This is a genomic window from Labrys methylaminiphilus subsp. lupini (assembly GCF_051161885.1).
Taxonomy (GTDB): Bacteria; Pseudomonadota; Alphaproteobacteria; order Rhizobiales; family Labraceae; genus Labrys.
Map to the genome: position 1 here is coordinate 1462555 of NZ_JBMDIH010000001.1, position 11766 is coordinate 1474320.

10 protein-coding genes and 1 pseudogene are annotated in these 11766 nt (G+C 63.4%); 5 read left to right on the forward strand and 6 right to left on the reverse strand.

The features are described from left to right. The first annotated feature begins 124 nt into the window (after positions 1–124). The 5 genes from ACN6KF_RS06745 (at position 125) to ACN6KF_RS06765 (ending at position 4714) form a co-directional block, all read left to right on the forward strand. Positions 125–1048: a carbohydrate ABC transporter permease gene (locus ACN6KF_RS06745; RefSeq protein ID WP_434959629.1), complete on the forward strand. Its 924-nt coding sequence runs from the start codon at positions 125–127 to the stop codon at positions 1046–1048. Between the two features lie 2 nt (positions 1049–1050). Continuing rightward, positions 1051–1890, forward strand: coding sequence for a carbohydrate ABC transporter permease (locus ACN6KF_RS06750; protein WP_434956100.1), 840 nt, complete (start codon positions 1051–1053; stop codon positions 1888–1890). Positions 1891–1903: 13 nt separating this feature from the next. Next, the gene (locus tag ACN6KF_RS06755; protein ID WP_434956101.1) at positions 1904–2971 is read left to right on the forward strand and encodes an ABC transporter ATP-binding protein; all 1068 of its coding nucleotides are present in this window, start codon (positions 1904–1906) and stop codon (positions 2969–2971) included. Positions 2972–3132: 161 nt separating this feature from the next. Further along, positions 3133–4362, forward strand: coding sequence for an MFS transporter (locus tag ACN6KF_RS06760; RefSeq protein WP_434956102.1), 1230 nt, complete (start codon positions 3133–3135; stop codon positions 4360–4362). A 1-nt stretch (position 4363) separates the two neighbouring features. Then, entirely contained in the window at positions 4364–4714 is a 351-nt protein-coding gene (locus ACN6KF_RS06765) for an ArsC family reductase (protein WP_434956103.1), read from the forward strand. A 178-nt stretch (positions 4715–4892) separates the two neighbouring features. Here the strand turns inward: ACN6KF_RS06765 and ACN6KF_RS06770 are convergent, their stop codons facing one another. The 6 genes and pseudogenes from ACN6KF_RS06770 to ACN6KF_RS06795 all read right to left on the reverse strand — a co-directional run bounded on the left by ACN6KF_RS06770 (position 4893) and on the right by ACN6KF_RS06795 (position 11715). Beyond that, the gene (locus tag ACN6KF_RS06770; RefSeq protein WP_434956104.1) at positions 4893–5246 is read right to left on the reverse strand and encodes a DUF1428 domain-containing protein; all 354 of its coding nucleotides are present in this window, start codon (positions 5244–5246) and stop codon (positions 4893–4895) included. A gap of 97 nt (positions 5247–5343) precedes the next feature. Further along, positions 5344–5835, reverse strand: coding sequence for a peptide deformylase (locus tag ACN6KF_RS06775; RefSeq protein WP_434956105.1), 492 nt, complete (start codon positions 5833–5835; stop codon positions 5344–5346). A 31-nt stretch (positions 5836–5866) separates the two neighbouring features. Beyond that, positions 5867–6295 carry a Cu(I)-responsive transcriptional regulator gene (gene cueR, locus ACN6KF_RS06780; protein WP_434956106.1) on the reverse strand — a complete coding sequence of 143 codons (429 nt, stop codon included), beginning with the start codon at positions 6293–6295 and terminating at the stop codon, positions 5867–5869. Positions 6296–6379: 84 nt separating this feature from the next. Then, positions 6380–8653: pseudogene (locus ACN6KF_RS06785) on the reverse strand (heavy metal translocating P-type ATPase); the annotation flags it as partial. Between the two features lie 244 nt (positions 8654–8897). Next, the gene (locus ACN6KF_RS06790) at positions 8898–9596 is read right to left on the reverse strand and encodes an SOS response-associated peptidase (protein WP_434956107.1); all 699 of its coding nucleotides are present in this window, start codon (positions 9594–9596) and stop codon (positions 8898–8900) included. 31 nt (positions 9597–9627) lie between these two features. Then, positions 9628–11715, reverse strand: a complete 2088-nt coding sequence (locus tag ACN6KF_RS06795; protein WP_434956108.1) for an ATP-dependent helicase — start codon at positions 11713–11715, stop codon at positions 9628–9630. Between the last annotated feature and the right edge of the window lie 51 nt (positions 11716–11766).

Genomic DNA, 11766 nt, shown 5'->3' on the forward strand with positions numbered 1-11766 from the left:
CCTCATCCGCCAACCATCCCCCGGTCCACTCCAAGTGGAGTGGACGATAACCGCAAGGGGAGAAGGGATGGTTGGGCGCGCCGGCTGTCTTCTCGGTCCCCAGCCCGTTCCCGATCGGATCATCATGGCTCTGGCAGATATCCCCGTCCAATCCAGCCGGCGCAGTCGAAGCGCCCGGCTGGCGTTCGAACCCTGGCTCTATGCCACTCCTTCGATCATTCTGATCGTGGCGATCATGCTGGTGCCTCTGGCAATCGGCATGTCCTACGCGTTTCGCGATATCCAGCTGCTGAAACCATTCGGGGGCGGCTATGTCGGCCTCGAGCATTTCCGCACATTGTGGGGCGACCTGAACTTCTGGAACGCCCTGTCCAATACCGTGCTGTGGACCGTGATTTCCGTCGCGCTGCAGTTCGTGCTCGGACTCATCCTGGCCTTGCTGCTGAACCGGCCCTTCCCGGGACGCGGCGCGGTACAGGCCCTGGTGTTCCTGCCCTGGGCCGTGCCGAGCTTCCTGTCCGGCCTCAATTGGGCCTGGATGTTCAATCCCATTGTCGGGCCCTTGCCGCATTGGCTGTCGGGACTGGGTGTGATGGCAGCACCCGACAATATTCTGTCCAGCCCTACCCATGCCATCTGGGGACCGATCGTCGCCAATGTCTGGTGGGGCTTTCCGTTCTTCGCCATCACCCTGCTGGCCGCCCTGCAGTCCATTCCGCAGGACATCTATGAGGCGGCCGAGATCGACGGGGCCGGACCGCTCAAGCGCTTCACCTCGATCACCATCCCGTTCCTGGCGCCGACGATCGCCATCACGGTGCTGCTGCGCGCCGTCTGGATCGCCAATTCAGCCGATCTCATCGTGGTGATGACCGGAGGCGGGCCGGCGGATTCGACGCAGATCGTCGCCAGCTACATCTACACCCAAGCCTATAAGCGCCTCGATTTCGGCTATGCCTCGGCGATCTCGCTGGTACTGCTCGTGCTGTTGCTTGCCTATGCCGCCACGCTGATCGCGCTCAGGCAAATGCTGATCCGGAGGGGATGATCATGCGCCGCTCCACACGTCGTTCCATCTACTGGGTCCTGCACTACACGCTGATCGGCCTGTTCCTGGCCTTCGCGCTGTTTCCGCTGTTCTGGCTGTTCAAGGTCTCGGTGACGCCCAATGACCTGCTCTACAGCGAAGGGGTCAAGCTGTGGCCCTCACGCTTCAGCTTCGATCATTATGCCTCGGTGATCCGCCACACGGATTTTCCGCTGTTCTTCCGCAACAGCGTGATCATTTCGGCCTTGACGGCCCTGTTTACCACGATCGTGGCGGCCGGTGCCGGCTACAGCTTTTCGCGCTTCGTCTACAAGGGAAAGTTCTGGCTGGTCGGACTGATGCTGATCACCCAGATGTTCCCGCTGGTGATGACCATCGCGCCGATCTTCAAGCTGTTTCAGCCGCTCGGGCTCAACAACAGCCTGACGGGCCTGATCATCATCTACACCGCCTATAATGTGCCGTTCGCCGCCTTCTTGATGCAGTCCTTCTTCGACGGCATTCCGAAGGATCTGGAAGAGGCGGCGATGATCGACGGCGCCACCCGCTTCGGGGCGCTGCGCCAGATCATCCTGCCCCTGACCATGCCCGGCATCGCCGCCACCCTCGGCTTCGTCTTCACCGCAGCCTGGAGCGAACTGCTTTTCGCGCTGATGCTCAACACCAAGGACAATGTCATCACCTTCCCGGTGGGCCTGCTCAACTTCGTGTCGAAGTTCGCGGTGGATTTCGGGCAGATGATGGCGGCCGGCGTGCTCGCGCTCATCCCCGTCTGCATCTTCTTCTTCCTGATCCAGCGTTATCTGGTCCAGGGCCTCACCGCTGGCGCGGTGAAGGGCTGAAAGGTTTATTCCGATGGCCAATATCGAAGTGAAAGCCGTCCGCAAGAATTACGGCGCGCTGCCCATCCTCAAGGGCATCGACCTCTCCATCGCCTCTGGCGAGTTCGTGGTGCTCGTCGGCCCGTCCGGCTGCGGCAAGTCGACCTTGCTGCGCCTCATTGCCGGGCTGGAAGATACCACCCAGGGGCAGATCCTCATCGACGGCGCCATGGTGAACGACCTGCCGCCGAAGGATCGCGACATCGCCATGGTGTTCCAGTCCTATGCGCTCTATCCGCATATGAGCGTGCGCGACAATATGAGCTATGCGCTCAAACTGCGGAAGAAAGCGGCCGATTTCATCTCGGATGCTGTGACCAAGGCAGGTGCCAAGCTCGGCCTGGAAGCTCTGCAGGAGCGCAAGCCGCGGCAGTTGTCGGGCGGGCAGCGCCAGCGCGTTGCCATGGGGCGCGCCATCGTGCGCAATCCCAAGGCCTTCCTGTTCGACGAGCCGCTGTCCAATCTCGATGCGCGGCTGCGCGAGCAGATGCGGTTCGAGATCCGCAAACTGCACCGCGATCTCGGGGCGACCTCGGTCTATGTCACCCATGACCAGATCGAGGCGATGACCATGGCCGATCGCATCGTCGCCATGCAGGGCGGCGTGATCCAGCAGGTCGGCGCACCGCTCGAACTCTATGACGATCCCGCCAATATGTTCGTGGCCGGGTTCATCGGCTCGCCGGCCATGAACTTTCTCGATGCGCAGGCACAGCCGGGCGAAGGAGGCACGGCCTTGCGGGTCGGCGATACGGTTCTTGCCGTCCTGCCGGGCCAGCGCCTGCCCGCCAAGGTCGTCGTGGGCATTCGCCCCGAGCGCGCGGTGCTGTCGTCGGCGGGTAACGTGCCGGCCCGCGTTGATCTGGTGGAGCCGACAGGGCTCGGCACGGTGGCGCACCTGGAGATCGGCGGTCAGGGGGTGAAGCTCTTCACGACCGAGCGTCCCGCCCTGACGGTAGGCGAGATCGTGAAGCTGGCCATCGCTCCCGGCGATCTCAGGCTGTTCGACCCTGCCAGCGGAGAGCGCATCAGGCTTACCTGATGCGATCCGCGCCTGTCGGTGGCAGATGCGTGGAGCTTTTGTCGGACAAGGGCTGGCCAAGCCGACACTGCCCGTGACAAAAGAAGAGCTGAATTCCTTTCAGGCTCGCATGACGCTTTCCCATAGCCGGGGGCTGCATGCCTTTTCTTTTGTGAGATTTGATGTCCCGCATTGCAACGAGCAGCGAGGCCGTGCAGGAGCCCGCCGCCTCCGCCTGGGTCACTCTGTTGATCGCTGCGGCTTGCGGCCTCATCGCCGCGAATATCTACTATGCCCAGCCGCTCGTCGGCTTGATCAGCGCCGATCTCGGCATGTCGCCAGGCGCGGCTGGGTTGATCGTGACGATGACGCAGATCGGTTACGGCGCCGGGCTGCTGTTCCTGGTGCCGCTCGGCGATCTGATCGAGAATCGCAAGCTCATCCTCTGGGTGATGGGGCTGGCGGTGATCGCGTTGGCAGGGGCCATGCTGGCCCGCGACAGCCTGCAATTCCTGGTCTCGGCCTTGCTGATCGGGCTCGGATCGGTGGCCGTGCAGATCCTCGTCCCCTTTGCCGCCCATCTCGCACCCGAGGCGCGGCGGGGCAGGGTGGTCGGCAATGTGATGAGCGGGCTGATGGTCGGCATCATGCTGGCCCGTCCGGTATCGAGCCTGATCACCTATTTCAGCTCCTGGCACATGGTGTTCCTGGTCTCCATCGTCGCCATGCTGGTGCTGGGCGCAGTGCTGGCCCGGGCGTTGCCCAAGCGCCAGCCGCCGCCGGCACCGTCCTATGGCCGTCTTCTCCTCTCGATGGCGACCTTGATGCGCGCCACGCCGATCCTGCGCAGGCGCGCTCTCTATCAAGCCTGCATGTTCGGCGCCTTCAGCGTGTTTTGGACCTGCACCCCGCTGCTGCTGGCGAGCCCCGTCTTTGGCATGACGCAGTCGGGCATTGCCTTGTTCGCGCTGGCCGGGGCGGCAGGCGCGGTGGCAGCCCCGCTCGCCGGGCGTGTCGCCGATCGCGGCTGGGTCCGTCCCGCCTCGGCCTTCGCCATGACGCTCGGCGCCCTCAGCTTCCTGCTCACCCATTTGGCCGAGCCGGGATCGAGCCTGTCGCTCGGCCTACTGGTCACTGCCGCGATCGTGCTCGACTTCGGCGTTTCGGCCAATGTCGTGCTCGGCCAACGCCTGATCTACAATCTGGGTGCGGAATATCGCAGCCGCCTCAACGGCGTCTATATGGCGACGTTCTTCGTGGGCGGTGCGCTCGGCTCGGCGCTGGGGGGCTGGGCCTTTGCCCATGGCGGCTGGGCGGCGGTCTCCTGGCTGGGCTTTGCCCTGCCGGTCCTCGCCCTTATCTATTTTTCGACGGAAAACAGGGCCTTGTACGGCCCCGCAAACAGGACCTGACATGAGCGTGACGATCTACGGTATCAAGACCTGCGACACCATGAAGAAGGCACGCAACTGGCTCGACGCGCATGGCAAGGCCTATGGCTTTCACGATTACCGGGCCGAAGGGATCGACCGCAAGCGCCTCGAGGCCTGGGTGGACAAGGTCGGCTGGGAAACACTCCTGAACAAGTCGAGCACCACGTTCCGCGCCTTGCCCGAGGCCGACAGGCAGAGTATCGACCGGGCCAAGGCGATCGCATTGATGCTGGCCGAACCGACCATGATCAAGCGCCCGGTCCTCGACCTCGGCGGCGGCAAGCTGCTGGTCGGCTTCAAGCCCGACAACTACGCCGCCGCCCTGGCCTGATGGGACAGGGCGGTGGTCCTAACCTGGCGGACAAGAGCGCTTATGCTGGTGTGCCGATCTCCAGATCGGCATTCTGGGTAGCAATATGTCTGTCGAAAAGATGCCGATCTGGAGATCGGCACACCAATTCTGATGCCTTCGATTGGCGCTTATGAACAGGCGGCGATGAGGACCTGGCCTACCGCTCGATCAAGGTGGTGAAGCCGCCAAAGATCATGCGCTTTCCGTCGAAGGGCGCGTTCGCCATGCTGCCCTCCAGCCGGGGATCGGCCATCACCTTGGCCATGATGGCGTCACGCTCCTCGCGCGAGCGGTAGGTCACCCAGGAGAACACCACGATCTCATCCTCCTTGGCCTGGACGGCGCGCGGAAAGGACGTGACCTCGCCATAGGGCACGTCGTCGGCAACGCATTCGACATAGCTGAGTGCGCCATGTTCCATCCAGACCTGGCCGCCGAGACGGGCCATTTCCTCATAGGCCTTGAGGTTCTGCTTGGGCACGGCGACAACGAAACCGTCGACATAGGTCATTTCAGCTTCCTCCTGTTTCGATCTCCCGAAGGACGTTCGGCATCCGGCCAAGCCGACAGCCCTCGCGAAATTTTGTTGTCTGCGGGGCTGGCCGGCGTCAGGATCGCTTTTGAAAACGTTTGATCAGCCTCTCGCGTTTCAGGCGCGACAGACGCTGAATCCAGAAAATGCCGTCGAGCTGGTCGATTTCGTGCTGCAGGCAGACGGCGAGCAATCCATCGGCTTCCTCGGTCTCCTCCGCCCCTTCGAGGGTCTGGAAGGCGACACGCACCCGGGTGGGACGTTCGACCGTCTCGGTCGCACCGGGCATTGAGACGCTGCCTTCGACATGCTCCCGTTTATCGTGCGATGACCAGACGACGCGCGGATTGACATAGATCCGCACTCGTTTCTCATCGGGCAGCTCGATCACCGTCAGTCTTTCGAGAATGCCCAGATGCGGGGCCGTAATGCCGATGCCGGGCGCGGCGCGCATGGTGTCGAGCAGATCCTCGGCTAGGGCGGTAAGCCTGGGCCCGAATTCGGTCACGGGATTTGCCGCCTGGCGCAAGCATGGATCGGGAAAACGCAGAATCGGTTGGACAGGCATGGCGGGAAGTTAGCTCACCTCATCATGCACATCACGCTCGGCGACGCTTGGGCTTGGGGGGTGCCGCCTCCTCGCCATGGGAAAGATCCTCCAGGATCGGGCAGTTGGGCCGGTTGTCGCCGTGGCAATTATGGACGAGATGGCGCAGGGTCTTCGCCATACCCTCGATCTCGCGCGCCTTGCGTTCGAGCTCGATGATATGAGCTGCGGCGATGCTCTTGACATCGGAGCTCGCACGGCTGCGATCGCTCCACAAAGCGAGCAAGGTTTCCATCTGCTCGACGGAAAAGCCGAGATCGCGGCTGCGGCGAATGAAACGCAGTGTGTGGATATCGCTGTCACCATAGACGCGATAGCCGGCTTCCGTGCGGGCTACGTTCGGTACGAGCCCGATAGATTCATAATAGCGGATCATCTTGGCCGAGACGCCGGAGGCGGCGGATGCTTCACCGATATTCATGACGGTTCTTCCTGTTCGTCCTTCACGCGAAGACCTCATCACGACCTTCGAATCTTGATGAGCTTTCTTCGATATTCCCTTGAATTAGCTTGATGAAGTCAATGCCTGTACACCTGTCGCTTGTGCTGGTGCAGTCTCGGGCTGGAAGCCCTTGAGCCTGAGCGCATTGGTCACCACGAAGACGCTTGAAAGCGCCATGGCGCCGGCTGCCAGCATCGGCGAGAGCAAGGTGCCGTTGACGGCATAGAGAGCGCCGCCAGCGATGGGGATCAACGCGATGTTGTACGCGAAGGCCCAGAACAGGTTCTGGCCGATATTGAGCATGGTCGCCCGTGACAGGCCTATGGCCCTGACGACTCCGTTGGGATCGCCGGCCATCAGCACCACCGCCGCGCTCTCGATGGCGACGTCGATGCCCGTGCCGATGGCGATGCCGACATCGGCGGTGGCGAGCGCCGGCGCATCGTTGATGCCGTCGCCGACGAAGGCGATCTTGCGCCCTCCGGCCGCCAGCCGCTGCACGGTCTGGGCCTTGCCGTCCGGCAGGACTTCGGCCTCGACGGTTTCGATCCCGAGCCTTGCCGCAATCGCCTGTGCCGTCCGCCGGGCGTCGCCCGTCACCATCGCAACCTGGAGACCGAGTGCCTTGAGGGCCGCGACGGCGGCCTTGGCCGTCGGCTTGATCGGATCCGCGACGGCGATGACTGCTGCGATCTTGCCGTCGACGGCTGCAAAGAGCGGCGTTTTGGCCTGTTCGCCGAGGGCTTCCGCCCGAGACGACAGAGCCGTGGCATCGATGCCCTGTTCTGTCATCCAGTGGGCCGAGCCGATCGAGATCTTCCGGCCATCGACGAGGGCGGAGGCGCCGCGCCCCGGGATCGCCTCGAAATCGGTGGCCGAGGGAATGTCGAGGTTACGCTCGCGGGCCGCCTTGACGATGGCGGTGGCGAGCGGATGCTCCGAACGCGCTTCCACCGAGGCCAGCAGAGCGAGAACCTCATTCTCCGAAAAGCCGGGGGCGGTTTCGATATCTGTGACCGCAGGCTCGCCCTGGGTGAGGGTTCCCGTCTTGTCAAAGGCGACGATCTCGACATCACGCAGGCTCTGCAGGGCATCGCCGCGACGGAAGAGCACGCCGAGTTCGGCCGCACGGCCTGTCGCCACCATGATCGAGGTGGGGGTAGCCAAGCCCATGGCACAGGGGCAGGCGATGATCAACACGGCAACCGCATTGACGAGAGCGAAGCTGAGGGCGGGGCTCGGGCCGAACAGCAGCCAGGCGAGGAAGGTCAGCGTTGCGATGGCGATGACGGCGGGCACGAACCAGGCGGTCACCTTGTCGACCAGCGCCTGGATCGGCAGCTTGGCGCCCTGGGCTGCCTCGACCATGCGGATGATCTGGGCGAGGAGGGTCTGCGAACCCACCTTCGTCGCCCGGAACGAGAAGCTGCCTGTTTTGTTGATGGTGCCACCGATGACTTCGGCACCCACGCCCTTGGTAACCGGTATCGCCTCGCCGGAGATCATCGACTCGTCCACGAAGGAGGAGCCTTCGACGATTTCGCCGTCGACGGCGATCTTCTCACCGGGGCGCACCCGGATGATGTCCCCCGGCTGGAGCTCGGCGATCGGCACTTCGGTCTCCGAGCCGTCGCGAAGGCGCAGGGCCGTCTTGGCCTGCAGGCCGGCCAATTTGCGGATCGCTTCGCTGGTCTCGCCCTTGGCACGGGCCTCGAGATAGCGGCCGAGCAGGATCAGCGTGACGATGACGCCGGCGGCCTCAAAATAGACATAGGCCGTTCCCTCCGGCAGGGCCGAAGGCAGGAAGGTCGCGACGACCGAGAACAGCCAAGCCGCACCGGCACCGAGGGCGACCAGGGCGTCCATGTCCGGAGCACCGCGCAGCAGCGCCGGAATGCCCTTGACGAAGAAGCGCAGCCCCGGCGCGAACAGCACCAGGCTGATCAGCACGAATTGCGCATACCAGTTCCAACGACCCAGATTCATCTGGACAGCGTGGTGCAGGCTCGGCACCAGGTGTCCGCCCATTTCTACCAGAAAGACCGGTACGGTCAGCAGGGTGGCAAGAGCCAGATCCCGGCGCAGTGTGGCGATCTCAGCCTTGCGGGCCGTGCGTTCAGGATCCTCGGCCCGGTCTTCTTCGATCACATGGGCGCCATAACCCGCTTTGGCGATGGCAGCCAGCACAGGAGGGAGGTTGGCCGGCCCCTCGAAGGCGACCTGCGCCCGCTCGGTGGCGAGATTGACGGCGGCCTGCACGACGCCTGGGGTGGCGGCGATGGCCTTCTCCACGCGACGAACGCAGGAAGCGCAGGTCATGCCCTCGATGGCGATGTCAAAAGTTGCGGGGTTCGAGGTCGAATAGCTCAAAGTCGGAGGGCTCATAGTCGGAGACATGGGGCAATCCCTTTCCAGGTCATTGCCAAGATAGGTAAACCTTCCAGTCATGGGAAGGTCAAGAGCTTCTTCTTCGGAGCGCGGACTTCCAGTCCGCTCTGTGAAATATCACGCTGACAGAAAGAGAAGAGCGGACATCGCCCCATGACTTCATGGAGCTGAGAAGTCCGCGCTCCCAGCCTCCTCACACAGGCCTGGCGATATCTTCCGTGTTGTTGGCTGGGCTGTTTACGCGCGAAGAAATCGGCCAGATCTCCATCAGCTCCGGCGGAAAGGGCACCATCAGGTCGAAGGGATCCGGCTCGATATTGTCGAGCCAGCGCTTATGGCTCTCCGGGGCCACTATTACCGGCATGCGGTCGTGGATCGTCGCCATCAGCGCATTGGCCTGGCAGGTGACGACGGCGAAGCTGCGCGTGATCTCACCAGAGGCCTTGTCGATCCAGCTTTCCCAGACGCCGGCCACGGCGAAGGGACGGCGATCCTTCATGGCGATGGCATATGGCTGCTTGGCTCCCTTCACCGGCTTGCCGTCCGGCTCAAGGATCTTCATCCATTCGAAGAAGAGATCGATCGGAACGAGACAGCGCCGTGCCTTATAGGCATCGCGGAAGGAAGGCTTGGTCTGGATGCCCTCGCAACGGGCGTTGATCGGCTTCGGCCAGTCGCTGGGATCTTTCACCCAGTTGGGAATGAGGCCCCATTGCAGGAGATCCCGAACATAGGTCGCCGATCCGGGTTTTCGGCGGAACACCCAGAAATATTGCGCCGGTGCGCCATTGAAATGGGCCTCCCAGGCACGAGCGACCTCTTCCGGCGTAGCGCCAGGTTCCGTCTGAAGGCCCGGCAGGTCCGGGCTGCGCTGCATGATCCGTCCACACATGGCCGGACCATGGCATGCTCAACCACACGTCTCAACGCCACATGCCGCGCATGCGGTCGCGCAGGTCGATCGAGCTGTGGATGCCGCCGGGTTGCCGCGCTCCGGATGCTGCCACCTTCGGCCACATCATCTGCTGGAAGCGATCTAGGATCGAAGCCGGGATGAAGCGGGTGCGGTTGGCATAGACATGCCGGTCGCCCTGGGAATGCTGGCCATGGGTGAAGAAGCGCTGCGGCATGACAAGATGCAGGCTGTCGCGCGCCCGCGTCATCGCGACATAGAGCAGCCGACGCTCTTCCTCCAGATCGTTCTTGGTGCCGGCGGCGAGATCGGCGGGCAGGCAGCCATCCACGGTGTTGAGCACGAAGACGGCCTTCCATTCCTGCCCCTTGGCGGAATGGATGGTGGAGAGGATGAGGTAGTCTTCGTCCCGCAAGGGAGCTCCGGCCTCGTCGCTGGTGGCGTTGGGTGGATCGAGCGTCAGCTCGGTGAGGAAGCGTTCGCGGGATTCATAGCCCGCCGCGATCTGCTCGAGCTGGAGAAGATCGGCGCGGCGCGTCACCGCATCCTCATGCATGCGCTCGAGATGGGGCTCGTACCAGCGACGAACGCGCTCGATCTCGCCGGGCCAGTCGCTCGGTCCCTTGTGCAGGCTCGCGGCGAGGTCGACGAAATCGGGCCAGTCCGCGCCCGCGCGGGGAGGCGCCGGCAAGGCCGCGATGTCGTCGACACCGACGGCGTCGAGCACATTGGCGGCCGACGTGGGGCCGACGCCCGGCAGCAGTTGCAGGACGCGGAAACCGGCGACGCGGTCGCGCGGGTTCTGCGCCCAACGCAGCAAGGCCAGCATGTCCTTGACGTGGGAGGCGTCGAGAAATTTCAGCCCGCCGAACTTCACGAAGGGGATGTTGCGGCGGGTTAGTTCGACCTCGAGCGGGCCGGAATGATGGGAGGCGCGAAACAGCACCGCCTGCTGCTTCAGCGTCATGCCGCTCTCGCGATTCTCCAGGATTTGACTGGCGACGAAATCGGCCTGCCCAGCCTCATCCCTGACGGTGACGAGATGCGGACGCTCGCTCGATTGCCGCTCCGTCCACAAATTCTTGGTGAAGCGCTCGCTGGCAAGGGCGATGACGGCATTGGCAGCCGCCAGGATGGGTTGGGTCGAGCGGTAGTTGCGATCGAGCGTGATGATTTCAGCCGCGGGCGAGAACTGGGCCGGAAAGTCGAGGATGTTGCGCACGGTGGCGGCGCGGAAGGAATAGATCGACTGGGCGTCGTCGCCGACCACCGTGACGCCTTTGCCGTCTGGCTTGAGCGCCTTGAGGATCGAGGATTGCAGGCGGTTGGTATCCTGGTATTCATCGACCAGGACATGGTCGAAACGGGCCGAAATGTCGGCGGCGATCATCGGTTCTGCCACCATATGCGACCACCACAGCAGCAGGTCGTCATAGTCGAGCACATTGTTGGCGAGCTTGGCTTCGACATAGGCGGCGAACAGGCTGCGCAGCTCCGCTGCCCAGGCAAGACACCAGGGAAAGGCCTCCTTCAGCACGTTTTCGAGTTCATCCTGCGCATTGACCACGCGCGAATAGATGGCCAGGCACGTGCCTTTGCTCGGGAAACGGCTTTCCGTCTTGGAGAAGCCGAGTTCATGGCGCGCCAGGTTGATCAGGTCGGCGGAATCCTCGCGGTCGTGAATGGTGAAGGAGGGATCGAGCCCGATCTGATAGGCATATTCGCGCAGGAGCCGGGCGCCGATGGCGTGGAACGTACCAGCCCAGGTCAGGCCTTCGCTCAGTGTCGCCCCCTTTGCCCCCATGACCTTGGCGGTGATCTGCTCGACCCGCCTTGTCATTTCGGAGGCGGCCCGGCGCGAGAAGGTCAGAAGGAGAATGCGCCTGGGATCAGCTCCTTCGGCGATGAGATAGGTAACCCGGTGAGCCAGCGTGTTGGTCTTGCCCGATCCGGCGCCGGCAATGATCAGCACGGGCCCGGCCGGCTGGCCCGAACCATGCTCGACCGCCCGGCGCTGGTTTTCGTTCAGGCCGGCGAGAGGGTCGATCGGCGATTGAATGGACACCTCGGGGACAAGAAGGGCTGCCTGCGCGTTCATGCCTTGGTCTCGCGTCGTGAGGAACGAATCTGCCCACCGATTCGGCGGACC